General features: G+C 49.4%; 21 protein-coding genes. 6 read left to right on the top strand and 15 right to left on the bottom strand.

Annotated elements, in window-relative coordinates:
- Positions 1–48 precede the first annotated feature (48 nt).
- The 3 genes from R2X38_RS15985 to sodB all read right to left on the bottom strand — a co-directional run bounded on the left by R2X38_RS15985 (position 49) and on the right by sodB (position 5,080).
- A complete protein-coding gene (locus R2X38_RS15985; RefSeq protein WP_317523327.1) occupies positions 49–3,138 on the bottom strand; it encodes an efflux RND transporter permease subunit in 3,090 nt (1,029 codons plus the stop codon).
- Positions 3,138–4,244, bottom strand: a complete 1,107-nt coding sequence (locus tag R2X38_RS15980) for an efflux RND transporter periplasmic adaptor subunit (protein ID WP_317523326.1) — start codon at positions 4,242–4,244, stop codon at positions 3,138–3,140. The genes R2X38_RS15985 and R2X38_RS15980 overlap by 1 nt, the downstream gene beginning before the upstream one ends.
- Before the next feature lie 251 nt (positions 4,245–4,495).
- Positions 4,496–5,080 (bottom strand): superoxide dismutase [Fe], encoded by a 585-nt coding sequence (sodB, locus tag R2X38_RS15975; protein WP_317523325.1) that lies wholly within the window; start codon positions 5,078–5,080, stop codon positions 4,496–4,498.
- A 298-nt stretch (positions 5,081–5,378) separates the two neighbouring features.
- Here sodB and R2X38_RS15970 point away from each other — a divergent pair, with 298 nt between their 5' ends.
- Positions 5,379–5,717, top strand: a complete 339-nt coding sequence (locus R2X38_RS15970; RefSeq protein ID WP_107298629.1) for a Grx4 family monothiol glutaredoxin — start codon at positions 5,379–5,381, stop codon at positions 5,715–5,717.
- 121 nt (positions 5,718–5,838) lie between these two features.
- On the opposite strand, the gene R2X38_RS15965 is transcribed toward R2X38_RS15970, so the two are convergent.
- Entirely contained in the window at positions 5,839–6,159 is a 321-nt protein-coding gene (locus R2X38_RS15965; protein WP_317523324.1) for a hypothetical protein, read from the bottom strand.
- Between the two features lie 319 nt (positions 6,160–6,478).
- Entirely contained in the window at positions 6,479–7,801 is a 1,323-nt protein-coding gene (locus tag R2X38_RS15960; protein ID WP_317523323.1) for a Na+/H+ antiporter family protein, read from the bottom strand.
- Positions 7,802–8,117: 316 nt separating this feature from the next.
- Between R2X38_RS15960 and R2X38_RS15955 the strand changes: the two genes are divergently transcribed.
- Positions 8,118–8,723 carry a peroxiredoxin C gene (locus R2X38_RS15955; RefSeq protein WP_317523322.1) on the top strand — a complete coding sequence of 202 codons (606 nt, stop codon included), beginning with the start codon at positions 8,118–8,120 and terminating at the stop codon, positions 8,721–8,723.
- 101 nt (positions 8,724–8,824) lie between these two features.
- Here R2X38_RS15955 and R2X38_RS15950 read toward each other — a convergent pair whose 3' ends face one another.
- The 3 genes from R2X38_RS15950 to rnt all read right to left on the bottom strand — a co-directional run bounded on the left by R2X38_RS15950 (position 8,825) and on the right by rnt (position 13,581).
- The gene (locus R2X38_RS15950; protein WP_317523321.1) at positions 8,825–11,236 is read right to left on the bottom strand and encodes a VolA/Pla-1 family phospholipase; all 2,412 of its coding nucleotides are present in this window, start codon (positions 11,234–11,236) and stop codon (positions 8,825–8,827) included.
- A 40-nt stretch (positions 11,237–11,276) separates the two neighbouring features.
- Positions 11,277–12,500: an outer membrane protein transport protein gene (locus R2X38_RS15945; RefSeq protein WP_317523320.1), complete on the bottom strand. Its 1,224-nt coding sequence runs from the start codon at positions 12,498–12,500 to the stop codon at positions 11,277–11,279.
- Between the two features lie 412 nt (positions 12,501–12,912).
- Entirely contained in the window at positions 12,913–13,581 is a 669-nt protein-coding gene (gene rnt, locus R2X38_RS15940; RefSeq protein WP_317523319.1) for a ribonuclease T, read from the bottom strand.
- 243 nt (positions 13,582–13,824) lie between these two features.
- Here rnt and motY point away from each other — a divergent pair, with 243 nt between their 5' ends.
- Together motY and R2X38_RS15930 are read left to right on the top strand one after the other, a co-directional pair.
- Entirely contained in the window at positions 13,825–14,673 is an 849-nt protein-coding gene (gene motY, locus R2X38_RS15935) for a flagellar protein MotY (protein ID WP_317523470.1), read from the top strand.
- Positions 14,674–14,801: 128 nt separating this feature from the next.
- A complete protein-coding gene (locus tag R2X38_RS15930; RefSeq protein WP_317523318.1) occupies positions 14,802–15,140 on the top strand; it encodes a hypothetical protein in 339 nt (112 codons plus the stop codon).
- Positions 15,141–15,273: 133 nt separating this feature from the next.
- Here R2X38_RS15930 and nth read toward each other — a convergent pair whose 3' ends face one another.
- The 7 genes from nth to rsxA form a co-directional block, all read right to left on the bottom strand.
- Positions 15,274–15,909 (bottom strand): endonuclease III, encoded by a 636-nt coding sequence (nth, locus tag R2X38_RS15925; RefSeq protein WP_317523317.1) that lies wholly within the window; start codon positions 15,907–15,909, stop codon positions 15,274–15,276.
- Between the two features lie 127 nt (positions 15,910–16,036).
- Complete coding sequence (locus R2X38_RS15920; protein ID WP_317523316.1) at positions 16,037–16,732, bottom strand: electron transport complex subunit E; 696 nt, start codon at positions 16,730–16,732, stop codon at positions 16,037–16,039.
- Complete coding sequence (gene rsxG / locus R2X38_RS15915) at positions 16,729–17,367, bottom strand: electron transport complex subunit RsxG (RefSeq protein WP_317523315.1); 639 nt, start codon at positions 17,365–17,367, stop codon at positions 16,729–16,731. Before rsxG ends, R2X38_RS15920 begins: the two co-directional genes overlap by 4 nt.
- A 10-nt stretch (positions 17,368–17,377) precedes the next feature.
- Entirely contained in the window at positions 17,378–18,424 is a 1,047-nt protein-coding gene (gene rsxD / locus R2X38_RS15910) for an electron transport complex subunit RsxD (RefSeq protein WP_317523314.1), read from the bottom strand.
- A gap of 2 nt (positions 18,425–18,426) precedes the next feature.
- Positions 18,427–21,033: an electron transport complex subunit RsxC gene (gene rsxC / locus R2X38_RS15905; protein ID WP_317523313.1), complete on the bottom strand. Its 2,607-nt coding sequence runs from the start codon at positions 21,031–21,033 to the stop codon at positions 18,427–18,429.
- Position 21,034: 1 nt separating this feature from the next.
- Complete coding sequence (gene rsxB, locus R2X38_RS15900; RefSeq protein WP_317523312.1) at positions 21,035–21,616, bottom strand: electron transport complex subunit RsxB; 582 nt, start codon at positions 21,614–21,616, stop codon at positions 21,035–21,037.
- 1 nt (position 21,617) lies between these two features.
- Positions 21,618–22,199 (bottom strand): electron transport complex subunit RsxA, encoded by a 582-nt coding sequence (rsxA, locus tag R2X38_RS15895; protein ID WP_317523311.1) that lies wholly within the window; start codon positions 22,197–22,199, stop codon positions 21,618–21,620.
- An 862-nt stretch (positions 22,200–23,061) separates the two neighbouring features.
- Here rsxA and uvrB point away from each other — a divergent pair.
- Both uvrB and luxO read left to right on the top strand, forming a co-directional pair.
- Positions 23,062–25,098 (top strand): excinuclease ABC subunit UvrB, encoded by a 2,037-nt coding sequence (uvrB, locus tag R2X38_RS15890; protein WP_317523310.1) that lies wholly within the window; start codon positions 23,062–23,064, stop codon positions 25,096–25,098.
- Between the two features lie 405 nt (positions 25,099–25,503).
- Positions 25,504–26,946: a quorum-sensing sigma-54 dependent transcriptional regulator LuxO gene (gene luxO / locus R2X38_RS15885; RefSeq protein ID WP_317523309.1), complete on the top strand. Its 1,443-nt coding sequence runs from the start codon at positions 25,504–25,506 to the stop codon at positions 26,944–26,946.
- The last annotated feature ends 14 nt before the right edge of the window (positions 26,947–26,960 follow it).

The following is a 26,960-nucleotide window of genomic DNA, read 5'->3' as shown; positions in this document are numbered from 1 at the left end:
ATTGGTCTTAGGCCTGCCTGATACAGGCCTTTTTTGTTGGTGGGATCGTTAGTTTGCTGGGGCCTGTCTTTGACGGCGCCAAATCGCGAGAACATCTTTCTCTTTCAATTTAGACATTGCCACATAGGCTAAAGGCACCACGAATAGTGAGAAGAAAGTACCTGTGACCAAGCCTCCTACCAGCACCAGACCGATATTCACCCGACCCAGAGAGCCAGGGCCGTCGGCAAAGGCCAGTGGCAGCGAGCCGAGGATCATGGTGAGCGAGGTCATCAAAATTGGTCGCAGACGGGAACGGGCACTCTCCAACGCTGCTTTGATGGCGGTGGCACCCTGACGGCGCTGCTCGTTGGCAAATTCAACCAGCAAGATGCCGTGCTTGGTTACTAGGCCAACCAATGTCAGTAACCCGATCTTTGAGTAGATATTCAAGCTCTGCTCAAACATTGCCAAGGTCAACAGTGCACCGACAATGCATAAAGGTACCGTCAGCATGATGACCAGCGGGTCGATGAAACTCTCGAATTGTGCAGCCAGGATCAAGTAAACAAAGATCAGGGCCAGCAGGAAGAGTAACTGGGTACCGGCTTGGGAATCATCCAACAGTTTGACCGTACCATTGAAGTCGTAGCCTTGGGCACTGTTAAGTAGTGGCGGAACCTCTTGATCAATGTAAGCTTTGATATCACTGGCGGTATAGCCCGGTATAAGGTCTGCCGTGATTTCAGCACTGTCTTTACCCATATAAGTTTTGAAGCTTGATTCTGCCGTAGTCTGCTTGATAGTGACAAACTGTGACAGCGGCAGGCTCTGGCCTGAGTCAGAGCTTACGTAGAGCTTATCGAGTACGTTAAAACTTCCTAGATCCTGGCGGTTTACCTGTACCTGGATAGGGTAGGTGAAACCATCGTCGGCTTGCAAGTCTGCCGCTTTAACCGAACCGAGGAAGGTCGATAGGGCATTGGTGACATCGCTGTAACTCACCCCCGACAAAATAATCGCGTTACGATCAATTTCCAGATCATAGGTTAACTGATCACGAAGGGTTGAGTTCTTCACGTTAGTCACCCCCGGATACTGCTCTAGCAGCTTGGTGACTTTCTCTGCTGTTTTCGCCAAGGTCTCAGTATCACGATCGACCGTTGTCAGCTCCAATATCAGATTCGTTGCGATGCCAAGGTTATCCGCTGAGCGCACAGCAAATGACATGTCGTAGGCTGAAACCGTACGGTTAGCCTTGTCTGTTAGGCGGGCGATGACTTCATCCGCTGTCTGCTGGCGCTCCCCCCAAGGTTTGAGTAATATATGGTTGGTTGGCGTACCTTCAATGTATGACAAGTTGGATTCGATAGCTGGCTGGCCTGCCAAGGCACTGTTGAGCTCATCATTATGCGAAAGATGATACTGGCGACCCACACCGGTCGGAGCGGTTGAGGTGACTTCGATGAAACCGGAGTCTTCCGTCGGCAGCAGTACCTGCGGCATTTTGATGAAGGCAAACCCAGACACCACTAACAGAAGGCATGACAACCCTGCCATGACCGCCTTGCGGTTAAACCACTTTTCAAGCTCAAGCGTGTAACTGTCTGCCAAGCGATTAAGCAGGTGGTCGATACGGGCAAACCATTTCGGGTGCTGATTCACTGGCTTGATCAGATATGCACTCATCATTGGTGACAAGGTGAGGGCCACCATGCCGGAGATGATCACTGCCGCTGCGAGGGTAAAAGCAAACTGACGAAAGAGATCCGCCGTTAAGCCAGACATTAGCCCGATAGGCAGATAGACCACGGCCAGGGTGAGTGTCATGGCAATCACCGGGAAGATGATTTCCTTGCTGCCTTTCAAGGCGGCATTGAATGGCGTTTCCCCTTGTTCGATATGGCGGTAGCAGTTTTCTACCACCACAATGGCATCATCGACCACCAAACCGATAGCGAGGATAATGGCTAGGATAGTCAGGACGTTGATGCTAAACCCAAGCATTGCCATCACGGAAAACACACCGATCACGCATACAGGGATGGTAATGATCGGCACCGAGGCAACGCGAAACGAGCCGAGAAACAACATGACAACGATAGAGACCAAGACAACCGCTTCGATCAAGGTAGCAAAGCCTTCATCAATAGCAGATTCGATGAAATCGGCTTGGTTGTAAACCATCTTCATTTCGATCCCGTCAGGAAGCTTGCCCTGCATCGATTCGATAGCAGCCCTGACCCGCTCGGCGACGACGACAGGGTTTTCTGTTTTTAGTGGCAGAACCTGCAGCGACATGGCTTGATTGCCATTCACCGTGAGCAAGCTCGGGCTCAGGCTTTCTTCGCCCATGACAACATCGGCAATGTCTTTGACCCGGATGATTTGACCATTATCAACCCGGATGACGAGCTCTTGCACATCTTGCAGCGAAGTGACCTGGCTCACCGGGTTAATCGAGAAGTCTCGCGCTTCACCTTTGATGGTACCGGCAGTGAAAGTACTGTTGTAGGTACTCAGTGTGCCGACGACATCGGCGGTTTTGATGTTAAGCGCTTTCATGCGCTCCGGCTTGAGCCACACTCTTACGGCTTTCGAAGAGCCCCCATATGGCCCCCACACACTGCCCACTCCTTGGATGTGGCGGAATTGCGGCACAAGCTGCTGGCTGATGTAGTCATACATCTCCTGCTGCTCGAGGCCACCGGTGTTGACGAAAGTAATGACGTTACTGGTTGTGCTGGTATCTGACGAATTATCCGTTACCGTTGGCTTGTCGGTCATACTCGGTGGAAAATCACCAATCGCCTCGACACTGCTGCGCAACTTGTTCATCAGGTTGGTGTATTCAACATCATCGACATCATCGCTGAAGTTGATTTTCAGGGTACAGCTACCTTCGACACAGTCGGTGGTCATGGTATCGACACTGTCGAGGCCTGTTGCGGCATCAATCAGTTTATCGGCGACGTTACGAGACATGAACTCGGCACTGGCACCGGTGATATTGGCACTGACGGTCGCGGTCGAGGTTTGATGCTCCGGGAAGTATTGGATGGCCAGCTTCTGGAATGACAAGATCCCCAAGAGTACGACGGCGATACTCAGTACAGAAGCAAAAACCGGATGGCGGATACAAACTTCAGGCAAGCGCATTATCCGGCCTCCTTGTTGGTACCATTTCCGGCATTATTTACCGATTTTGACAGGTTTTTCTCTGGCTGCTGGGAGGAGAGCACATTAACAGAGCTCTCATCTGTGAGCTTTTGCTGGCCGGTGATCACTACCTGTTCACCTTTTTTCAGGCCTTGCTTAATAATGACATAGCCATCATTGGTGTTGGCGCCCAGCTCAACCCGACGACGCTGGGGTTGGTCGCCTTCTACAACCCAGAGGTAGCGTTGCTCATTGTTGGCGAGAACAGCATTCTGCGGCACAACCAATTGTGCCTTCCCGCTTTGCAATTGCTGGCTGACATTGGCAAACATACCCGGCGCAAGCACCAGCTCTTGGTTCTCGATGGTGGCATGGACTTCAACTCGGCCTGAGCTCTCATCGACAGCCGGGGCAATGTAGTTTACCTCGCCCGTAAAGGTTTGTTCTGGAAACGCAGAGACAGTAACGGCTACCGTTTGGCCGATCTGCGCCATGCCAAGATCTTCCTGGCTAATGGCATAGGTGACATTGACCGGGTCTAATTTGTATAGGCTGACCAATGCTGTTGATGCATCAATATGACTACCGATGGAATGGGTAAAGGTCGTCAACCGGCCATCGAAAGGCGCGATTATGGTGTAGTCTTTCAAGGTCGCTTCTTGCTGGCGGAAGTCGGCGGCGGCTAAATTCACTTCTTCCTGAAGCTCATCCATATCCTGAGGTGATAGCGCGTCAGGCTGTTTGGCCAACAGGTCACGGGTACGCTGTAATTTGGTTTTGGCCAAATTGAGGGTGCTGCGCGCTTTGTCCAGATCCGCTTTGGCTTTGGTGCTGTCGAGCTCAGCGATGACGTCACCTTTTTTTACAGCATCACCATCGTTGAAGGAGATTTTTTCAATCTTTGCTCCGGCACTAAAGGTCAGGTTGGCATTATCAAGCGCGGTGATCTTGCCTACTTCCTCTATCTTTTGAGCGATGTTTCGAGTGGACACTGGCTCCACGGTAACCGGAATCGCTGAGGGCTCAACATTATTGGCCATCACCATCGCAGGGGCTAGGCAAAGGAAAGAAGTGGCAATCGTTTTGTAGGCTGAATATCTGGTCATAGGAGTATCTTCTTGCTGAATCCTCCCGCATTTTTACTTTCATCTATTCAGGGAATTGTCAGGAAATAGTCAATCAAGTCTATGAAATAACTATATTTTATGTTTTTTATGGCTTTTTAGAATGACTCAGAAGGGCAGAGAAAACTTGATAGAGAAAGATAGAGGCGAAAAAAAACGCCTGCCAAAGCAGACGTTTCATTTCTATTTCAACAACATCAGTTGCTGAAATAGAGGGGAGAACCCAAGCCCGATTAAGCAGCTAGGTTCTTCGCAACGAAGTCCCAGTTAACCAGTGCCCAGAAACCGTTCATGTAGTCTGGACGTAGGTTACGGTAATCGATGTAGTAAGCGTGTTCCCACAGGTCAACAGTTAGAAGAGGAGTAACACCTTCTTCTGTTAGTGGAGTGCCAGCGTTAGACGTGTTAACGATGTCTAGAGAGCCGTCAGCTTTCTTAACAAGCCAAGTCCAAGAAGAACCGAAGTTGTTGATTGCAGAATCAGTGAACTTCGCTTTGAACGCGTCGAAAGAACCGAAAGCAGCGTTGATTGCTTCAGCAACTTCACCTGTTGGCTCGCCACCCGCGTTTGGAGCTAGGCAGTGCCAGTAGAAAGTGTGGTTCCAGATCTGAGCTGCATTGTTGAATACGCCACCAGTTGAAGTCTTAACGATTTCTTCTAGTGATTTTTCTTCTAGCTCAGTACCTTCGATAAGACCGTTTAGCTTAACCACGTATGTGTTGTGGTGTTTGCCGTGGTGGTACTCAAGAGTTTCCTGAGAGATGTGTGGCTCAAGAGCATTTTTTTCGTAAGGTAGAGCTGGTAGTTCGAATGCCATTGCTCGATTCTCCATTTTGGTTAAGGGGCGTTTCCCTTGACATTGCTTCCAGTCGGCTAGGGCCAACTTATTATTTGAAACTGACTATTGTCACTGAATGACTATACCGCGAGGTATGGGTCTAAATTGTGACGGTGAAATCATTTTAGCAAGTTTTTTCTTTATTAAAAGATCTGAAGGGCAAAAAGAGGTGAAAAATAATATCCTTACTTTCTTTAGGCATTTTTTTCCTGCGCGTGACCAAGTAGAATGCTGTCTGTGATAGTCAACTTATAAAGCAAAGTCGTAAGAGGAAGCTATGGAAACCATCGACAAAATTAAACAGCAGATTTCTGAAAACGCAATTCTGTTGTACATGAAAGGCTCACCAAAACTGCCAAGCTGTGGTTTTTCTTCTCAGGCAGCACAAGCACTAATGGCATGTGGTGAAAAGTTTGCTTATGTCGATATTCTGCAAAACCCTGATATCCGCGCTGAGCTTCCAGCCTACGCGCAATGGCCGACTTTCCCTCAGCTATGGATTGAAGGTGAGCTAATCGGTGGCTGTGACATCATCATCGAGATGTTCCAGAAAGGCGAACTTCAGCCATTGATCAAAGAAGCGGCTGAGCGTCGTGACGGTGAAGCAGCAGAATAATCTGTTGAACGAATAACAGGCCGGTAGACTGGCTAAACACCACGCATTGCTGGCTGTTTTCGCATTGCACCCCGGGAAAGGAAGTTTCTCGGGGTGTTTTTGTTTCAGGGGTATGGTTTATCTAATTGGCTTCGTCGAGCGCTACCGCTTCTTTAGGGCTTTCAGTACTGTTCTGATCTGTGCTCACCTGGTCCTGGTTGGCCTTGAATAAGCCTTGCAAGGCGATCGCTTGCAGATTGGCAAGACTCTCATTGCTCGGCGCCTGAGTTTTCAGGCTAAGCTGCTGGTAACGAGTCAACTTTTCTTCATCTTCTAGCTGGCTAAATGCCCAGAAAATCAAGAAAATAGTCTCTAAATCAACAATTTCTTTATCCTCAATTAAAGCAAGAATGTGCCTTGCCTTGCCTTGCCTTGCCTTGCCTTGCCTTGTCCGGGTCTTCATTGAGAAGAGCCTGGATCGCCAATAGCGCTTTCTGAGGCCCTTTTCCCCGCAGCCTGCTTTTCGGATCCTTGCACAAAAGGCTCCAAGCGCCATCAACCCGCCAGCTTTTCAGGTCGCTGCGTCATCGATGATCAGTAAAGTGGACTGGGAAATTCTCTCCATACGTCGTCCTTGATGTAAGAGTACCTGAATAAACTATAGAACAGTAAGTGTCTAAATAACCATTTAATCAAGTTGAAATTTCCAGGCGAAAAAAAGCCAGCCGGAAACCGGCTGGCCTGTGCAGGATTTAGGTGAAAACCCTAAATGACTTCGCGTATTACAGCACCATAGAAGCGATCCAGCCAAAGGCGATCAGCGGCAGGTTGTAGTGGATAAACGTCGGGACCACAGAATCCCATACGTGTTCGTGCTGACCGTCTGCATTCAAGCCCGCAGTTGGGCCCAATGTTGAGTCAGAGGCCGGTGAGCCCGCATCACCCAGTGCTGCTGCAGTACCGACAAGTGCAACTGTAGCAAGTGGCGAGAAGCCGAAGGTTAGGCACAATGGTACGTAAATGGTCGCCAGGATAGGGATTGTCGAGAACGAGGAGCCGATACCCATGGTCACTAGCAGGCCAACAACCAGCATCAACAGTGAAGCCAGTGGTTTGTTGTCGCCGATGATATCAGCCAGCGAGCTAACCAGTGTTTCAACGCCACCCGTTGCTTTCATGACTGACGCAAAACCCGCTGCCGCAATCATGATAAAGCCGATCATCGCCATCATGTGAACACCTTTGGTGAACACATCGTGAGTTTCCTTCCACTTGATCACGCCGCCGAAGGTGAACACCATAAAGCCAACCAGACCACCGACAATCATCGAGCCGCTGTATAGCTGTGCACCCAGTGCCGCCACAATCGCACCCACAGCAATGTAGACGTGCTGCATGTTGATTTCTTTGTGCTCAGGCTCTGCTGCCAGGATTTGTTCCTCTGAATACTCGCGAGGTTTGCGGTAGGTAAAGAAGGTGGCAACCAGCAAGCCGAAAATCATGCCTAGTGCAGGTAGCATCATCGCAAACGGTACTTGGCCCGCGGTGACATCAAGGCCGTTATCGTGCAAGTTCTTCAACAGAATATTGTTGAGGAAAATACCACCGAAGCCAACAGGCAGTACCATGTATGGCGTTACCAGACCGAATGTCAGCACACAGGCAATCAGACGGCGGTCAATTTTTAGCTTGGCGAATACGTGAAGCAGGGGCGGGATCACAATTGGGATAAAGGCAATGTGAACCGGGATCGCATTCTGAGAAGAAATGGCTAGAAGCACAAGAATGATTAAAACAGAATACTTTACGCCCGTGGCAGCCGCTGCATTGTCATGGCCACTGATACGCTTGATCACTTTTTGCGCCAGGACATCGGTAATACCAGAGCGCGAAATCGCAACGGCAAATGTACCTAGCATGGCATAGCTCAATGCCGTGGTGGCACCGCCACCTAAACCGCCTTCGAAAGCTGAAATGGTTTCCGAAAGTGGCATCCCGCCAATCAGGCCACCAAGAATGGCACTGAAGGTAAGCGCTACTACAACGTTTACTCGTAATAATGCGAGTAAAAGCATAACGCATACCGATATAACTACTGGGTTCATAAACTTAAGATCCGTCCATTGTGTTATGTCGTGAATTGCTTGAAGCATGCACCTTATGTGCAATGTTTCTTATTTGTTTTGGCTGCTTTGCTCAAAGGAAATCAATTTACAACATGTAGAATAAAAATTCATGTAGTGAAGGAATTTTCTTTTATTGTGCTGCATGTCTAAGCCTTGTCACATAACCCTGTCTATACTGGTTTTCGCCATTTTGGTATGAATATTCGGCAGTAGTACATAGGTATTGCTGTATGATCTTATCTTGGATGAGGATTTCTTGATAACAGAAAGCCCAACCAACAACATGGAGTTTGTTATGAGTGTTCTAGTTGGCCGTCCGGCCCCGGACTTTACTGCTGCTGCAGTGCTTGGCAACGGTGAAATTGTTGATGCCTTCAACCTACACAGCCATATTGCAGGCAAGCCTGCGGTGCTGTTCTTCTATCCACTCGATTTCACCTTCGTATGCCCATCGGAACTGATCGCCTTTGACAAGCGTTTCGCTGATTTCCAAGCCAAGGGTGTTGAAGTGATCGGGGTATCTATCGATTCCCAGTTTTCGCACAATGCGTGGCGTAACACAGCGGTTGAAGACGGTGGTATTGGTCCTGTTCAGTACCCGCTGATTGCGGATACCAAGCATGAAATCTGCCAGGCCTATGATGTGGAGCACCCAGAAGCCGGTGTTGCTTTCCGTGGTTCATTCCTGATTGATAAAGAAGGTGTAGTTCGCCACCAGGTAGTCAATGACCTACCGCTAGGCCGTAACATCGACGAAATGCTACGTATGGTTGACGCACTTCAGTTCCATGAAGAACACGGTGAAGTTTGCCCAGCGCAGTGGGAAAAAGGTAAAGAAGGTATGGATGCATCACCACAAGGTGTTGCTGCGTATTTGTCAGAGCACACTGACGACCTATAAGGTTTTTTGTTATTGCTCACTGCTGAAAGGTTTGGTAGTGGGTTGAAGTAAAAAGAAGGCTAGCCGCGTGGCTAGCCTTTTTGATTTATGTGCTTGTAAGCTTACTCTGCAATCAGTGCTTCATTAGCGACAACAATGCCTTGTCCTGCATTTGCTGAGAAGGTAGCCACTTGTAGCTGAGCTTCTGTTGTTGCTGGGCCACTGTCAGCAGATTGCTGGGCGATTACCGTACTGTGCTCGGCTTTAGAGTCAGCATTGAAACGGGCGATGTGCCTCACTTCACCAATAACACTTCCGGTTAGCGGTGATAGTCCATCGGTCCCAAACTGTTTCACCAGCGGCTCAGTACCGCCAATACCAAACATGCCGGTATCATTCGGTACGACGGTATCTCCGTCTGCCTGCATCACATACACCGGACCGTTTACACCGCTAGCCAGGTTGTAAGGGTCAACCGTGTCCAATACCGTCTGGGCGGCGTAGGCAAACGAGGTGAAAGTACTGTCAATCTTGGCTTTGGAAGTCGCATCCAGGCTTTCGTAGAAGGTGGTGAAGCACGCACCGCCATTGTCGGCACTGCCGCAGGCTGCCACATACGCCGCTTCATCGGCACCCATAAGTAGTGAGTGCTTGATGGTCGGGCCGAACGTCGCCGATGCAAGCAGCAGCGATGGAATACCGCCGCCTGGGTTGGCAAATGCCCCTGAAGTAAAGTTAAACATGGCATCGGCCGCCGGAATCCCCAGTTTATCATTAGCCAAGCGGTAGGTACCGATACCGGTAATCGCCCCCATGGAGTGGCCGAAGAAGCTGACATCTGACGCAATAACGTCTGGGATATCTAGTACGTTTAGGTCTTTGATAATATCTGCTCCCGTACTTTTCATCACGGCAAGTGAAGTACGAACCCCTAAGGCGTCAATGATGCTCTGGCGGATATTGTCACGGGCAACATTGAGGTATTCGAGGTTCATGTACACATCAGCGGTTTCACCGGTCGTTACCGTGCCATCGGCTAGCGCACGTTCGCCGTGGAGTGGGTGGTCGATAGCGACAATGGCTTTCGGGACTGCCGATGCACCTGCTGCGGCACCGATATGCTGGGCACCGAACAGGTAAGCCGTTTCCTTCACCGAGGTGATCCCGTGCTGGTAGATCGTAACGCCAGGTGTTGGAGCAAGAGCGGCTGGTGGAACAATCATCAGCACCGGTACCTGATCGACAGATTGGATTTGCGGTAGAGGGCTGTACTGGGTCACCAGGCGTTCTTCGTCAAGCTGCGAGCCATCGGCCAGCGTGACTTTCAGGCCAATCAGCTTGATGAACTCGGCACTGTCCCCAGTCAGCAATTTTGCAATATCTATCCCGTCCAAAGAAGCCTGAACCGCCGCCTTGTCGGCATCTGAGCCGTTGGCCATGACATTGCTGATTTTGGCAAGGCTAGGTACTGCGCTCTTCCAAGGGGTTTTCTTCCAAGCTTCACCTTCGGTGTTGCTGTTGAGGAAGTTCGGCAGGCTGACGGTGCCGGTGTATATCTTGATGGCGCTACCAGTGTAGCCAGCAACTAAAGCATCAATCGTGGCTTGGTCATTGCCGACAAGTGCCCTTAATGTTGTGTTGTTATTGAAGAAGTCACTAATATCCGTGACTTCACTGATATCCATCTGGTACAAGCTCGACAAATCCACATTGTTCGGGTTGGCTTCACCCTTTAGGACATCTTCAGCTTTCCCGCCTGCTTGAACAGTGCCGATGGTCTGGGCAATGATGGCCTTGGTGGTGTCAAGCACATCACCGACAGAAGCCGTTGTAAACCAGCTAGAGTAGATGATTGACTTGGCATCGATGCTTTTAGCTGCTGCAATAGTGGCTTCAATGGCATGGGTGACTTTTTGGGCATCAATCAGGCTGCTGCTTGGTGGCTTAACGGTGGATTTCAGTACCGCGTATGATTCGGACATACCTACCGGCTCGCCTTCTCCATCAACCAAGGTATCGGTAACCGCGAACATGTATTCAGACTTTGGATTCAATGGCTTTTTCGGGAAAACGGTTAGGTTGCCATTCAGCGTCACAACGGTGAAGTCTTCATCTTTGACTAGGATGTCCTTAACTTGCAGATCACCAGAAAGCGGGCTGGTGGTTTCAATGAGATGGAAGGCCCCTTGCGCACTCATCATATTCAGGTCGCCATCGAATGGCATGACGATCGGCTGCGACACACTCCAGCCGTCGGTTTTACCCAAAGCAACAGCGGGATCCGACAAATCAGTGCTGTAGTTCTCGTCACCCACGCTCCCTTCAGTCGAGAGTGTCCCGTCAGTGCTGTCCATAGCCAAAAACGTTGGCAGGATTGGGGCGGTCAATACATCAAATTTAATTTTGGTATCGGCCTGAAGGCTCTTGACGATGTGGTCTTCGTAGCTGACTTTATTTTCGACTTTGGCGTCGTTACCACAACCTGCCAGTGCCAATGAGGCTGCAATGCTCAGAGCTAAAATATTTTTTTTCATTATGGTGTTCCCTTAACTGAATTTATGTCTACCTAGCGGATCAGAAGATGTAATTAATCTGCGCAGAGGTTAGGTACGCATCATTTTTGGCGTCGAAGATCTCGCCGCTCTCTTCGAAGCTATTGCTCTTGCCATAGAGGTAGGTAAAGCCAAAGTCGAACGTCATCTGGCTGCTGTAGTTGTAGGTAAAGCCAGCCGAGTACCAGTAACGGTCAGTATCAGGGATACTCAATGTAGACTTGCCTGCTTGCTCATCGAAAGCAAAGCCGGCACGTAGGATCCAGTCAGGATTTAAGTTGTAGGTAGCACCAATGGAGTAGCGGAAGTTGTCGTCGAAGTCTTCGTCCTTAAGCAGGCAAGTGTTGTCCACGCACTGGTCGCTGGTGGCACGCAATTCTTCGAATTTGCTCCATTGGATCCACTGCACACCATAGTGAACCGCCCACTGGCTGTTTAGCTGGTGGAAGCCACCAAACTCAGCGATGGCCGGGGTGATCACGTTCAATTTACCCGGTACGGTATCGCCAGCGTTACCATCTTTCAGGAATGCACCTGTGTAGTCGGTGAAATCACCATCAAATTTCAGTTCAACTTCCGAGCGGTAGCTCAGGCCGAATCGGTTGTCTTTGTTCACTTCATAAAGGAAACCGATATTCCATCCCCACTCCCAAGTATCTCCCTCTAGTTTTAGGAAATCGGCGCTTGGGTTAGAGGGTTGCAGGCCACCGTAGTGGCGAAGCAATTCGGCATCGGCATAAACCAGGTTAACCCCTGCACCAATACTGAAATTGTCATTGATCCGGTAAGCAATATTTGGGTTAAGGTTCAGGGTTAAAAGGTCGGTCTTACCTGCATCGGTGCCATAAGTGAAATCAGTAGGGTACTCGGTGGCAAAACCGTAGTTGGTAAACATTGCCAGACCCCATGCAAACTGGTCGTTAATTGGCTGGATGAAGTAGCCAGCAGGAACGACGGCAGTGGGGGCGACATCCGTGGCCTTTTCACCGCTTGATTGCGCAGTGATATCGATCTGTGGGTCAATGTAAGAGATTGCACCGGAAAACTGCATCCGGTCGAACATCGTCATCGCCGCTGGGTTACGGGCAAGTACCGATGCATTGTCTGCGATGGCGGCCTCCCCGGCGAAAGCACGGCCAAGGCCGGAGGCGGAATGCTCATTAACTTGGAAACCAGCGGAATGAGCATTGATACTGAGTAGCGCTGCGGATACGGCGAGTGCCGTCAGAGTTATTTTCTTAGTCATTATTATGCGTGCCTTTTAGTATTGGTTACTTCTTGTTCTTCGATCCATGAATGAAAAACGCAAAAAGGTATTACTGAGCCACGAGGTTTCGGAAGGGGCCCTTGACGACAGGGGAACAGCATATTTGTTCACACGAAGGAAGCGTATTAACGATAAATAGCCATGGGTTATCGTTAATGCGGTGACACCACTTGAAACAATATGAAACAGCTAGAGCAGTATACGAGCGGAATTTAGAATTGTTAACCTAGTGTAACGCATTGTTTTTGAAAAACATGTCTAATTGAGCATTGTTTAATTAGATTGCGTTTAAAACAATCGTAAAATTTTAAGTGCTTGTTTGAATGGAAGTGTGACCAAGCCCGTATTTCAAGGGCTTGGTCAGAGGTCTGATGAGTTTGTTTTGTTTGAATTATTCAGCGGAGGTGCTGGCTTCTGTTTGATTTTCTAGCAGTGGCCAACCACCCAATTTCTTCCATTTGTTAACAATCTCACAAAATAGTTCTGCGGTTCTTTCCGTGTCGTAAAGCGCAGAATGGGCTTCTTTGTTGTCAAATGCGATCCCTGCAGTGGCACAGGCTTTAGCTAACACGGTTTGACCAAATGCCAAACCACTCAGTGCTGCGGTGTCGAAAGTAGCAAATGGGTGGAACGGGTTGCGCTTTAATTTTGCTCGCTCAGAGGCTGCCATAACAAAACTGTGATCGAAGTTGGCGTTATGGGCCACCATGATGGCACGGGAGCAACCTGCAGCTTTTTGCTCTTTGCGGATCTGCTTGTAGATTTCTTTAAGTGCACTCTCTTCAGATACCGCACCACGCAATGGACTGAACGGGTCGCGGATGCCGTTGAATTCCAGCGCTTCTTTATGGATCACTGCCCCTTCGAACGGGGTTACATGGAAATGTAGCGTCGTCGCCGGTTTCAGCCAGCCTTCTTCATCCATTTGTAGGGTTACTGCACAGATTTCCAGCAATGCATCCGTCTTGGCATTGAAGCCGGCAGTTTCTACGTCAATGACGACTGGAAAGTAGCCGCGAAAGCGACTTTTCAATGTATTTAGTTCGTTATCTTGGCTCATAAAACGGCAAATCAATGTAAAATAGTCGGCCATTATGTCAGATTCGATTGATGAGCTAAACCTTTCCCTGTTCTGTAGTAAAATCGTGCAACAGAAAGGACCAATTAAAGTTTTTCTGGCGATTTCCGATACAATATCGAGCCCCACATTTCTCACGCACTGGTAGGCAGTGTGAAGGGCAGGACTGCAACAACGGGTGGAACCATGGCAATTTCGAATATTCATTTTTGCGCACTAGCATCAATGCTTGGCATGGTGATGGCCAGTGCTGCAAGCGCTGCGCCTGTTTATGTCGCCCAACCGTCGCAGTCATCGTGGAAGGTGGCGGTCGATACTCCTCTCGAGTGCCGGATGATCCATACTATTCCCAATTATGGTGAGGCTCAGTTTACCTCCAAGGCGAGTAAGAAGATTAACCTCGATTTCGAGTTGAAGATGCGTCGTCCAATGGGCGAAACCCGCAATGTTAATTTAGTCTCTATGCCTCCGCGCTGGATGCCGGGGGATGCGGCGCAGCGTATCACGAACCTAACGTTTTTCAAGCAATTCGATGGCTATGTCGGCGGACAAACAGCCTGGGTGATGCTGTCTGAATTAGAAACAGGGCGTTACCCGACCTTCAGTTACCAGAATTGGCAGCAACAGAACAAACGTATTGATGTCGCTTTGTCTTCAGTTGCATTCCAGCCGGCTTATGATCAGTTCAGCCAGTGCCTGAGTAACTTATTGCCATATAGCTTTGAGGATATTGCCTTTACGGTTCTCCACTATGATCAAGGCAGTGATCAGCTCAACAAGGCCTCGCAGCAGCGTTTGGCCCAAATCTCTGATTTTGTTCGTTACAGTGATGATGTGGACTTGGTACTAGTCGCGACCTATACCGATGGTAGGGGCGGAAAAACGGCTAACCAGGCTCTGTCTGAGCGCCGTGCAGAGCGCCTTGAAGAATATTTCATGGCGATGGGGTTACCGGAAGATCGTATTCAGGTTGAAGCCTATGGTGAGCGCCGCCCAGTGGCTGACAACACCACTCCCATTGGACGCAATAAGAACCGCCGGGTGGTTATTTCCCTTGGTCGCACCATTATCTAGGAAAATAGTTAGCAGCCTGCCGTGTTAATGCTGGTTTGATGATTGCGGCTTGTCTCAATTTTGGATATAGCAGCCAGCAGTCAGCAGACTAAATTTAATGGGAATAATAACTAAGCAAGGTGGTGGCTATGAAGTACGTACTTTGGATAATGCTCTTTGGTACCAGCGCGGTATTTGCGTCCAATGATGTTGTTGTGGATAGTGATGTGACGGAAATTAAAAGTGAGCTGGCTTCCGAGGTGAAAGCGGAGCTGATCACTGCCGAGCAAGCCGAAGAGATGGGCCTCAATCGTGCCGAAACCTATGAGGTAACGAGCACGGTGAGTGTGGAAAATCTGGAAATGCAGATTGCAGAGAAGCTCAAAGACAGCATCATGCCGTATTACTCAATCGAGTACAATGACCCAACCAGTGACAACGAGAGCTATGTTGCGACCGTCACGGAGTACTTCGGTAAAGTTGAATAGCTCAACATTTTAAGTGCTTGATATAGCCTTGATGCTGTCTGAAGTTAATCAACAGAACTGAAAAGAGACGCCAATTGGGCGTCTCTTTTATAATGATGATCGCTTAGATAGGTTGTGTTACTCGTGAGGTCGTTTATACCTCAGTCTTTTCTTTGTACTCACACAAATCTTCGATAATGCAGCTTCCGCAGCGTGGCTTGCGAGCCACACAGGTATAGCGTCCATGTAGGATCAGCCAGTGGTGGACATCGACCTTGAACTCTTTAGGGACAACCTTGAGCAGTTTCTCTTCCACCTGATCGACATTTTTCCCCATCGCAAATTTGGTGCGGTTCGAGACGCGGAAGATATGGGTATCGACGGCAATAGTAGGCCAACCAAAAGCGGTGTTGAGAACCACATTCGCGGTTTTGCGGCCAACTCCTGGCAATGCTTCTAGTGCTTCACGGCTTTCAGGGACTTCGCCGCCGTGTTTCTCAAGCAGGATCTTACAGGTTTTAATGACGTTCTCGGCTTTCGAATTGAACAGGCCGATGGTTTTGATGTACTCCTTGACGCCGTCCACACCGAGATCAAACATGGCTTGAGGTGTATTGGCCACAGGGTAGAGCTTATCTGTGGCTTTGTTGACACTGACATCGGTGGCCTGCGCTGAGAGCAGTACAGCGATTAACAGTTCGAAGGGCGAACTCCAGTTTAGCTCGGTTTCGGGATGGGGGTTCTCCGCACGTAAACGTTCCAGGATCTGGACGCGTTTTTGATTATTCATACTAACTTCCGGCGTTGTCTACTCAACAACACCAAGCAGGAGGTGGTCGTTTGGTGATGTATGAGTAGGTGTCATTATAATTTTATGTTCTGCTGGCGATCCCTCACCAGCAGTTTCGATCATTGTCTTAATTGGTGGTCGTGACACGGGCTCGCTCAATGGCAGGCTTGTCCTGCGACTTGGCGGCTTTCTGTTCACGTTTACTATCAATAGCATTTTTCAGGGCAATCATAAAGCCAACACCGATAAAGGCACCCGGAGGCAAGATTGCCAGCAGGAAGCTGCTGTCGAAGCTGAAGATTTCAATACGCAGTGAGGCTGCCCAGTCTCCGAGTAGGCGGTCAGCACCGTCAAACAGTGTCCCGTTGCCCAGAATTTCTCGCATCGCGCCAAGCACGACTAAGGCTGCTGTCATGCCCATACCCATCCACAATCCGTCTAGTAGGGCTGGGACAGGATCATTTTTAGAAGCAAAGGCTTCGGCACGGCCGATGATGATACAGTTGGTAACGATCAACGGGATAAAGATACCCAGAGACTGATATAGGCCATAAGTGAAGGCATTCATCAGCAATTGTACGCAAGTTACCAGGGAGGCAATGATCATCACGAAAACCGGAATACGGATCTCCGACGGTACCCACTGCCTGACCAGCGAAACAATCAGGTTCGAGCCAACTAATACGGCGGTGGTTGCCAAACCAAGGCCAAGGGCATTGGTCACCGTTGCAGAAACGGCAAGCAGCGGACACAGCCCGAGCAATTGAACAATTGCCGGGTTGTTGTTCCACAAGCCATTTTTCATCAGTTCTTTATTTATCATCTTGACTCACCCTGACAGTTCAGTGGCTGTTCGAATAGGCGTTGCTGGTTTGCCTGATAATACAGCGATACGTTTTTCACTGCGCCCACGACGGCACGTGGGGTAATCGTGGCACCAGTAAATTGGTCGAACTCTCCGCCATCTTTGCGTACCGCCCAGCGGGTATCTTTATCCCCGTCTATGCGCTTGCCGGTAAAGCTGTAAATCCAGTCACTGATACGGGTTTCAATCTTGTCACCTAGCCCCGGAGTTTCGTTATGGCTCAAGATACGAACACCAGTTACTGTGCCTTCAAGATCTAGACCGACGATCAGCTGAATGGCACCGCTATAGCCATCAGGAGCAATGGCTTCGATAGCCATCCCCACTTTCTGGCCTTCTTTCTCGGCGATATAGGCAGGCATCGGGCTGTTGGTACCCAAGTATTGTTCGCTCGTGATCAAGGTACAGCTCTTATATAACTCATTATCATGGCTTTCAGCTGGGATAACTTGATTGAGTACCTTCAATAGTTCTTGTTGCTGTTGTTGCTCGATTCGTCCAGCCGTCAGCATGTTGGTTACCGAGACTAGGCTGGTGGCTAGAATGGCAAAAATAGCCAAGATGCCACCATTTTTTTTCATTGCATTGATCATGGTTGCTTCCTTAGTGGCCGAACGTGCGTGGTCGGGTGTAGTAGTCAATCAGCGGTACACACATGTTGGCAAGCAGTACGCTGAAGGCAACACCGTCCGGGAAACCACCGAAGGTACGGATCAAAAAGACCAGCACACCGATCAATGCACCGAAGATCAAGCGGCCTTTAACTGTGGTCGAGGCTGATACGGGATCGGTCGCAATGAAGAAGGCTCCGAGCATGGTTGCACCGGAGAACAGGTGGAACAGCGGCGAAGCCGTGTTGTCCGGGCTGATCATAAACGCGATAGTGCTGATGACAAACAGTGAACCTAGCATGCCCGCTGGGATGTGCCACTGGATCACGCGCATCTTCAGCATGATCAAACCACCAAGCAAAAAGCCGAGGTTAACCCACTCCCAGCCGATTCCGCCAATCAGGCCAAAAACTGGGCCTGATAGGATCTCAGTTGCGGTATGACCTGTGGTCAGTGATGTTTTCAGCGTATCGAGCGGCGTGGCCATTGTTACACCATCGACCGACATACGAAGCTGGTGGACGCTGAATCCATCAGGAGTGAAGCCTGTCAGGATAGCAGTCACACTATCAATCAAGCTGACTGGCTCAGCCGCCAATGACTGCGGTGGTAGCCAAGTTGTCATCTGCAGCGGGAATGAGATCAGCAGAACCACATAGGCCACCATGGCTGGATTGAACAGGTTTTGTCCCAATCCACCATACAGGTGTTTAGCAATAACAATTGCAAATAGGCAACCGATAACACTGATCCACCAAGGTGCTAGAGGTGGAATAGAGAGGCCAATCAACACACCTGTTAGCAGTGCGCTGTTATCACGAAGGTATGGTATCAAAGGACGCTGACGCAGCTTCAGTATCACGGCTTCTGTAGCAACACACAAGGATGCGGCCAATGCGATTTGGAGCAATACGCCCCAACCAAAGAAGTACCATTGGGCGGCAACGCCCAATGTTGTACAAAGGATAACAGTACGCATCAAGCTACTGGTGCTTCGGCGACTGTGGGCATGGGGTGAGCTAGCAATATTAAAAGCCACAGTTAGTTTTCCTCATTTTTTTCTTGTGCTTCTTTCGCAGCTTTACGTGCCTTAGCGCGGGCAACAGCTGCTGCGACAGCGGCTTTCTTCGGATCAATTTCAGCGTCGGCTGGCTGCTCTGAAATAGCTTCTTGCACTGACGCTTCGGCCTGCGCTTGCTGAGCAGCTTTACGAGCTTTGGCACGAGCGACGGCAGCAGCCACAGCGGCTTTCTTCGGATCGACTTCAGCTTCGTCTGCTTGCTCTGGTTCAGTTTCTACAGCTGGTGTTTCAGCCTGCGCCTGCTGAGCAGCTTTACGAGCTTTGGCACGAGCGACGGCAGCAGCTATAGCAGCTTTCTTCGGATCAACTTCAGCTTCGTCTGCTTGCTCTGGTTCAGTTTCTACAGCTGGTGTTTCAGCCTGCGCTTGCTGAGCAGCTTTACGAGCTTTGGCACGAGCGACGGCAGCAGCCACAGCGGCTTTCTTTGGATCGACTTCAGCTTCGTCTGCTTGATCTGGCTTAGTTTCCTGCACTGATGCTTCAGCTTGTGCTTGCTGGGCAGCCTTTCGCGCTTTAGCTCGAGCTACGGCAGCAGCTACAGCGGCTTTCTTCGGATCTGCGTCAGCTTGTGTTGTTTCTGCTGGTTGCTCAGGTTCACCGCCTGATTCTTGTGCGGCTTTACGTGCTTTGGCGCGAGCTATAGCGGCAGCAACCGCAGCTTTCTTCGGATCGGACTCAGCGTTGGCTGGTTGCTCTTTCGTTGATTCCGGCTGTGCATCAGCTTGCTGAGCTGCCTTGCGTGCCTTGGCGCGGGCAATCGCAGCGGCAACCGCATCTTTCTTGCTGTCGGTGCTTTGCTCTGATGCTGGGCTCGCTTGTTCAGCTTCTTCTGCTAACTTCGCAGCCTTGCGCTCTCGGGCTTGGCGCTTGCGCTCTTCACGCAGTTTTGCCATTTCACTGTTATCAGGCACTGCGCTGGTGATCTTAGGTGCTGTGTTATCTGCATTGGCCGCCTCTGCTTGCTTGGCTTTAGCACGGGCAATAGCAGCGGCAACCGCTGGCTTTTTGTCAGCGGTTTCTGATGTCGCAGCAGCTTGTTTTGCTTTGACGCGGGCAATGGCTGCAGCAACGGCATCATCACCGCCTTTCGCTGCCATATCTTTGCGACGGTCTTCTGCCGCTTTCTTGAAGCGGTTTTCCCGTGCGGCTTTATCGCGCTCGAAGCGGGCTTGTTTAGCTTCAAAGCGCTGTTTAGCACGCTCGGCATTTGCCGCTTCTTGCTGGTTAGCCCAAATTTCGGCTTTAGCCTTGCGGTAGTAGTTAACCAGCGGGATTTCGCTCGGGCAAACATAGGCACAGGCACCACATTCGATACAGTCGAACAGGTTGTACTCTTCACATTTGTCGTAGTCTTTGTCCTTGGCATACCACTGTAATTGTTGCGGCAGTAGCGAGCTTGGGCAGGCGTCGGCACAGGCACTACAACGGATACACGCCATTTCATGGGTATACAGCGGCAACTCACGGCGTTTTGGCGTCAGGATACAGTTGGTTATCTTGGTGATCGGCACATTGGCGTGTGGCAGGGTGAACCCCATCAATGAGCCACCGATAATCACGCGCGGGTATTTGCGGTCAGGCTTGTAACCGTAGCTATCCAGCAGATAGGAAATAGGGGTTCCTAAGCGGGCAAATACGTTGCCACGCTGCTTGAAAGCTTCGCCCGTTAGTGTCACGACACGTTCAATCAGCGGTTCACCATCAATAATGGCGCGCTTGACCGCAAAGGCGGTACCGACATTCTGAACCACAACACCAACAGCAGAAGAGCGGGATTGGCTCGGTACTTCACGGCCTGTCAGGATTTTTACCAATTGCTTGGAGCTACCTGAAGGGTATTTGGTCGGTATTACGCGAATGATAATGTTATCTTCCGCAGACACACATTTTTCCAATGCCTTGATGGCCTCAGGCTTGTTGTCTTCAATACCGATCAGGGTGAGTTTCGGTTTGACGATATGGCGTAGGATCCTGATCCCTTCGATCACTTCCTCGGCATAGTCCTGCATCAGGCGATCGTCGGCAGTAATGTAAGGCTCACACTCAGCGGCGTTGATGATCAGGATATCGGCCAAGCCCAGGCTACCTTGTAGCTTACGGCCCGTTGGGAAGCCCGCACCACCAAGACCGGCAATACCGCTTAGGCGGATCGCATCGATTAGCTCAGCTGGTTCAAGCGATTCGTAATCAGCAATCTTGTGTTGGGAGCCCCACTGATCTTCGCCGTCACTTTTGATAACAATACTGAGGTCGCTCAAGCCTGAAGGGTGGGCTGTGGTTCGTTGTTCAATGGCTGTGACAGTCCCTGAGGTCGGTGCGTGAACCGGCACACACATGCTCATGTCACTTTTGGTCAGTGGTTGGCCTTTTAGCACTTTATCGCCAACAGTGACCAATATCTCACCTTTGGTACCGATATGCTGCTTGAGCGGAAGCACCAATTCGTCGGGGATCCCTGCATGGGTGATCTCAGTTCGGTTCGACAGGGTCTTATTCTCGGCAGGGTGGATACCACCCGGGAAGTCCCACAGCTGGCCTTGTTTGATTTGTTCAATAATAGACAGCATGTTACTTCACCGTGCTTTCATTGTTATCGGCTGGGATATTGACGACTGGGATTTGGTTTAAGTCCCACTGCCAGCTCTCAGGCGTTGTTTCTACCGGGATCATTTCAATACAGTCGGTTGGGCAAGGTGCCACGCAGAGGTCACAACCGGTACACTCGTCCTTGATGACGGTATGCAGGGCTTTCGTGCCTCCAACAATCGCGTCAACAGGGCAAGCCTGAATACATTTGGTACAGCCGATACACATATCTTCATGGATAAAGGCGACCTTCTTGATGCTTTTTTCTGCATCATGGGCTGATTCCTGAACCTCTACACCCATTAAATCGGCAAGCTTTTCGATAGCCTGCTGGCCACCCGGAGGGCATTTGTTGATGTCATCGCCGTTAGCGATGGCTTCTGCATAGGGGCGACAGCCCGGGTAACCACATTGGCCACACTGGGTTTGGGGCAAGATAGCGTCAATCTGCTCGACGATAGGATCGGCTTCGACCTTAAAACGGATCGATGCAAAGCCCAAAATCAAGCCGAAAATTGCGGCTAGAGCTGCAATGGCAATCACAGCAATGATTAATCCACTCATGTTACAGTTTCACCAATCCAGTAAAGCCCATGAAGGCAAGTGACATTAGACCTGCGGTGATCATCGCAATGGATGCGCCTTTAAATGGAGCGGGTACATCTGCAGCAGCAATACGCTCTCGCATGGAAGCGAAGAGAATGAGAACCAAAGAGAAACCAGCAGCGGCACCGAAACCATAAATGACCGATTCAATGAAGTCGTGGCGCTCGTTGATGTTGAGTAGAGCCACACCTAGCACCGCACAGTTTGAAGTGATCAGAGGCAGGAAGATACCCAGCAAGCGGTATAGGGTCGGGCTTGTTTTGTGTACCACCATCTCAGTGAACTGTACAACTACCGCAATGACCAAGATAAAACTTAGCGTTCTGAGGTATTGGATGCCCAGAGGCACAAGAATATAGGTTTCGACTAAGTAAGCACACACTGACGCCAGTGTAAGCACAAAGGTGGTCGCAAGCCCCATCCCAATGGCTGTTTCCAGTTTTTTGGAAACCCCCATGAAGGGACAAAGTCCTAAAAATTTAACCAGTACAAAGTTGTTGACCAACACTGTACCTACGAGGAGGAGTAGGTATTCAGTCATACCGCCGTAATACTATTTGCAAAAGATCCTTATATTATCTTCCTTTGTTGCACCTATAACAACTCCCCAAGAGCAGGGTTTTTCTTCTTCGGCGACCTTTTCACCATTCATTGCTGCAAAGTTAATGCAACTTAATCTGTCATTAACAATTATGTACCCACTCAGTTGGTGGCTTTATCCATGTTCTTGATTGATATTTTAGCCAGTATATCTAGGCAGGAATGTAAGGTATTGCAGATTGAAATTTCATTTTCTGTATCCGCTGGTTGTTTTGTGACCATTCGGGTTTTAGAACGCAGAAAATTCCTTCAAGAGCTAATTTACGACTGAAAAAATGCTTGATTTCCGCCAGCCCAGACAGCACAAGGGTTTAGCTCACTTATCCACGGAAACTGTGGATAACTATGTTGATGGATGTTTGGAAACTAGGGTTCTCGTTCATCTCTATGCCGTTGCGGTCAAAATGTGACCATGATCGGATATGCAATAAACTACTGTAATAGGGGGGATGTTAGTGGAGAAAAATGTGCTGGGAGATAAAGATAGAGTGATTACTTTAGAACTGTTTTAGACGCAATCATGCTGTGAATTGATATAAATCAAATCTTGGATAAGTTGTGGAAAGTTTCCTCAAAAGCATATTTTGAAGAAGGTGATATAAGGTCAGGCTGACCGAAAGGTAAACAACATAGAATTGCTGCGTGGGCGGTGATAATACGCGGCTAGTCAGCAGTGGTCAAGATTTATTATTATGATAAAGGGCATTCCTGTTTGTGATTTCCAGTGAGGGTTATTGACATAACTTTCAGTCGTAGGAAAATGGTCAGCAATACTGATCATCCAGCCAGTACGGTTTTATATTATGGAAAAACCTTCAAGTAAGACGTTCAAACTTTCTTCTCGCTATTCTCCTTCCGGTGACCAGCCAACGGCTATCAATCAGTTACTTGAAGGTTTGGATTCCGGGCTTGCTCATCAGACGCTATTGGGCGCGACAGGAACCGGTAAAACGTTCACCGTGGCTAATGTCATTGCCGAGGCGGACAGGCCAACCCTGATCCTGGCGCCGAACAAGACGTTGGCTGCACAGCTATACGGTGAAATGAAAGAGTTCTTTCCGGATAACGCGGTCGAGTATTTTGTCTCCTATTACGATTACTATCAGCCTGAAGCGTATGTACCCACGACGGATACTTTCATCGAAAAAGATGCGTCAGTGAATGCTCACATCGAGCAGATGCGACTCTCTGCGACTAAGGCTTTGATGGAGCGCCGAGATGTGGTCATTGTGGCGTCGGTATCGGCGATCTATGGTCTGGGTGATCCTGATTCTTATCTCAAGATGATGTTGCATGTGCGTCGCGGCGATATTTTGGATCAACGTGATGTGTTGCGTCGTTTGGCCGAACTGCAATATACCCGCAATGATGTAGCCTTCGAGCGCGGTAATTTCCGGGTAAGGGGAGAGGTGATAGATATCTTCCCGGCCGAATCTGAAAAAGAGGCAGTCAGGATCGAGCTGTTTGATGATGAGGTAGATTGCATCAGCATGTTTGATCCGCTGACAGGCGCTATCCTGCAGCGTGATTTGCCCCGGTGCACTATTTACCCTAAAACCCACTACGTAACCCCAAGAGAGCGGGTGCTTGAAGCCATAGATGGCATCAAAGACGAGCTTGAAGTGCGCAAGAAACAGCTGCTGGAAAACAACAAGCTGGTTGAAGAACAGAGGATCAGCCAACGGACCCAGTTCGATATCGAGATGATGATGGAGCTGGGCTTTTGCTCGGGGATCGAAAACTACTCCCGCTACCTCAGTGGCCGAGCCGAAGGCGAGCCGCCACCAACCTTGTTTGACTATTTGCCACCAGATGGTTTGCTGATCATTGATGAGTCCCATGTTACCGTTTCACAAATTGGTGCTATGTATCGTGGGGATCGCTCGCGGAAGGAAAACTTGGTGGAATATGGTTTCCGCCTTCCTTCTGCATTGGATAACAGGCCGCTCAAGTTTGAAGAGTTTGAGGCTTTGGCACCGCAAACACTGTATATCTCGGCAACGCCCGGCAAGTATGAGATCGAGAAATCTGGTGGGGATATTGCAGAACAGGTAGTAAGGCCGACAGGCTTGTTGGATCCGCAAATAGAAGTTCGTCCCGTTGCGACTCAGGTGGATGATCTACTCTCGGAGATCAGGATCCGTGAGGCTAAGCAAGAAAGAGTGTTGGTAACGACCCTGACCAAGCGAATGGCGGAGGATCTTACTGAATATTTAACCGAACATGGCGTGAGAGTGCGTTACCTGCATTCCGATGTCGATACGGTTGAGAGGGTTGAGATCATTCGCGATCTGCGGTTGGGGGAATTCGACGTACTGGTCGGGATCAACTTGTTGCGTGAGGGCTTGGATATGCCAGAAGTCTCGTTGGTGGCGATCCTAGATGCGGATAAAGAAGGCTTCTTGCGCTCAGAACGTTCGCTGATCCAGACCATAGGCCGTGCTGCTCGAAATTTGGAAGGTAGGGCGATCCTATATGCAGATAGGATCACAGGTTCAATGGAGCGGGCGATGAATGAAACCAATCGCCGCCGTGACAAGCAGATAGCCCACAACGAAAAGAATGGCATAGTGCCTAAAGCGCTCGAGACCAAAGTCTCGGATATTATGGAGCTGGGTGCGCCGGGTAAAGGTAATAAAGCCAACCGAGCAGCACAGCTTCATAAAGTGGCAGAGAAGAAAGCGACGTATACCACGATGTCGCCTCAGGAGCTTGAGACTGAAATCCTGAAGCTTGAAAAAGAGATGTACGATGCTGCCCAGAACTTGGAATTCGAAAAAGCAGCGGAGCTTAGGGATAAAATTCACACATTGCGAGAGCAATTTATTGCCAATAGTTGATTGAGTTAGCACTAGCTGGTGAACAGGTAAATTGCAGGCAAAAAAAAGCCAACCGATAATTGTTTCGGTTGGCGTCATTGTTTTAGTGAAATAATTCCACAAACAACGTCAGTTGGCTAGGTTGACTCTCAGGAAGAGTCAGATTATACAAAGCAGTATGCGTGCCAACTTTTTTTAGTCCTCATTAGTTGCACTTTTTTAGGGGGTTAACAGCAAAATTAGCCACCTATAGTATTTCTTTGTGGACGTTGTGCAGGGACTTGTTTGCAATTTGCAAACCAATATGCGATTCATAATGCTAACATCACGAAGCTTGGCTATATTTGAGCGATTACTTAGAAAAAGTCACATTATATTTTTTCTTTTGTTTACAATTAGTAAAGATTGATGGGACTTGGAGGGGCAATGGAAAGCAGAACAAACCAACGCCGTATTCTGATGGTTGAAGATACGGCCTCAGTCGCAGCGTTATATAAGTCATACCTCAACCCACTGGGTGTATCCGTGACCATTGTCGGTACGGGGACTGAAGCGCTGGAATTCGTCAAAGAGGTCACTCCCGATCTCATCTTGCTCGACTTGCGCTTGCCTGACATGGAAGGCATGCAAGTGTTGGAAGTGGTTAAGGGAGATAACCCCAACATCCCTGTCGTGATCATGACAGCCCATGGATCCATCGATGTGGCTGTTGAGGCAATGCGCTATGGTGCCAAGGACTTCTTGATTAAACCTTGTGAGGCTGACCGCCTGCGTGTCACTGTCAATAATGCCTTGAAGGATGAAGACAGGAAGGCCAAGGGGGAAACATCTCAGCCAACATCCAAACAGTCCGGTGCTCAGTATCAAGGTTTTATTGGTAACAGCTTGCCAATGCAGGCGGTCTACCGGGTAATTGAATCGGCAGCATCCAGTAAAGCAACGGTATTTATCACTGGGGAAAGCGGGACGGGTAAAGAAGTGTGCGCAGAGGCCGTTCATGCCGCAAGCCCTCGAAACGACAAACCTTTTGTTGCCCTTAACTGTGCCGCAATTCCAAAAGAGCTGATCGAAAGTGAACTATTTGGTCATGTGAAAGGGGCCTTTACCGGCGCATCCACAGAACGCCATGGAGCGGTTGAGTTGGCCAACAATGGTACGTTATTCCTTGATGAGTTGTGTGAAATGGATTTGGATTTGCAAAGCAAATTGCTTCGATTTATCCAAACGGGTACCTACCAGAAGGTGGGCTCTTCAAAAACCAGTACCGTGGATGTCCGTTTTGTCTGTGCTACCAACCGCAACCCATGGCTTGAAGTTCAAGAAGGACGGTTTCGTGAAGACCTGTATTATCGACTGCATGTTATCCCTGTGACCTTGCCACCACTGCGAGAACGTGGCGGTGATGTGATGGAGATAGCCCATGCCCTGTTGGCGCTGATGTCCGTGGAGGAGGGTAAAGATTTCACTCGTTTTTCACCGGAAGTCAGAACTTTGTTCGAACAGTATCACTGGCAAGGTAATGTTCGTGAACTACAGAACGTTATTCGCAATATCGTTGTGTTAAATTCTGGTGAAGAAGTCACCTTGGAAATGGTTCCACCTCCAATAAACCAAGCTGGCGTTAAAATTGCATCACCTCAACCTGTTGCTGCTGGAAATACGACTGGGGAGTCCCCCCTGCTACAGCCAAGCACATCACCAATAATAGATAAATCGCAGGTTGAACCGCTGTGGATTGTTGAGAAGCGCGCAATCCAAGCTGCTATCGATGCTTGTGATGGCAATATTCCACGAGCTGCGGGTTTGTTGGAAGTTAGCCCGTCAACAATTTACCGAAAATTACAGACCTGGCAGGAAGCGCAAGGTTAGTTGTAGGGAGAGAA

Origin of the sequence: Photobacterium rosenbergii (assembly GCF_033022775.1) — a bacterium.
GTDB classification, from domain to species: Bacteria; Pseudomonadota; Gammaproteobacteria; order Enterobacterales; family Vibrionaceae; genus Photobacterium; species Photobacterium rosenbergii_A.
This window is presented reverse-complemented; position numbering and strand designations above follow the sequence as displayed.

Excerpts from the sequence above, each read along its gene's own strand:
- R2X38_RS15930 (WP_317523318.1), top strand. The coding sequence starts at position 14,802 with ATGAAGTACGTACTTTGGATAATGCTCTTTGGTACCAGCGCGGTATTT.
- uvrB (WP_317523310.1), top strand. The coding sequence starts at position 23,062 with ATGGAAAAACCTTCAAGTAAGACGTTCAAACTTTCTTCTCGCTATTCT.
- rnt (WP_317523319.1), bottom strand. The coding sequence starts at position 13,581 with ATGAGCCAAGATAACGAACTAAATACATTGAAAAGTCGCTTTCGCGGC.
- rsxC (WP_317523313.1), bottom strand. The coding sequence starts at position 21,033 with ATGCTGTCTATTATTGAACAAATCAAACAAGGCCAGCTGTGGGACTTC.
- R2X38_RS15985 (WP_317523327.1), bottom strand. The coding sequence starts at position 3,138 with ATGCGCTTGCCTGAAGTTTGTATCCGCCATCCGGTTTTTGCTTCTGTA.
- rsxG (WP_317523315.1), bottom strand. The coding sequence starts at position 17,367 with ATGATCAATGCAATGAAAAAAAATGGTGGCATCTTGGCTATTTTTGCC.
- R2X38_RS15920 (WP_317523316.1), bottom strand. The coding sequence starts at position 16,732 with ATGATAAATAAAGAACTGATGAAAAATGGCTTGTGGAACAACAACCCG.
- R2X38_RS15945 (WP_317523320.1), bottom strand. The coding sequence starts at position 12,500 with ATGACTAAGAAAATAACTCTGACGGCACTCGCCGTATCCGCAGCGCTA.
- R2X38_RS15950 (WP_317523321.1), bottom strand. The coding sequence starts at position 11,236 with ATGAAAAAAAATATTTTAGCTCTGAGCATTGCAGCCTCATTGGCACTG.
- R2X38_RS15970 (WP_107298629.1), top strand. The coding sequence starts at position 5,379 with ATGGAAACCATCGACAAAATTAAACAGCAGATTTCTGAAAACGCAATT.
- R2X38_RS15965 (WP_317523324.1), bottom strand. The coding sequence starts at position 6,159 with ATGAAGACCCGGACAAGGCAAGGCAAGGCAAGGCAAGGCAAGGCAAGG.
- R2X38_RS15955 (WP_317523322.1), top strand. The coding sequence starts at position 8,118 with ATGAGTGTTCTAGTTGGCCGTCCGGCCCCGGACTTTACTGCTGCTGCA.
- sodB (WP_317523325.1), bottom strand. The coding sequence starts at position 5,080 with ATGGCATTCGAACTACCAGCTCTACCTTACGAAAAAAATGCTCTTGAG.
- motY (WP_317523470.1), top strand. The coding sequence starts at position 13,825 with ATGCTTGGCATGGTGATGGCCAGTGCTGCAAGCGCTGCGCCTGTTTAT.
- rsxA (WP_317523311.1), bottom strand. The coding sequence starts at position 22,199 with ATGACTGAATACCTACTCCTCCTCGTAGGTACAGTGTTGGTCAACAAC.
- R2X38_RS15980 (WP_317523326.1), bottom strand. The coding sequence starts at position 4,244 with ATGACCAGATATTCAGCCTACAAAACGATTGCCACTTCTTTCCTTTGC.
- luxO (WP_317523309.1), top strand. The coding sequence starts at position 25,504 with ATGGAAAGCAGAACAAACCAACGCCGTATTCTGATGGTTGAAGATACG.
- nth (WP_317523317.1), bottom strand. The coding sequence starts at position 15,909 with ATGAATAATCAAAAACGCGTCCAGATCCTGGAACGTTTACGTGCGGAG.
- R2X38_RS15960 (WP_317523323.1), bottom strand. The coding sequence starts at position 7,801 with ATGAACCCAGTAGTTATATCGGTATGCGTTATGCTTTTACTCGCATTA.
- rsxB (WP_317523312.1), bottom strand. The coding sequence starts at position 21,616 with ATGAGTGGATTAATCATTGCTGTGATTGCCATTGCAGCTCTAGCCGCA.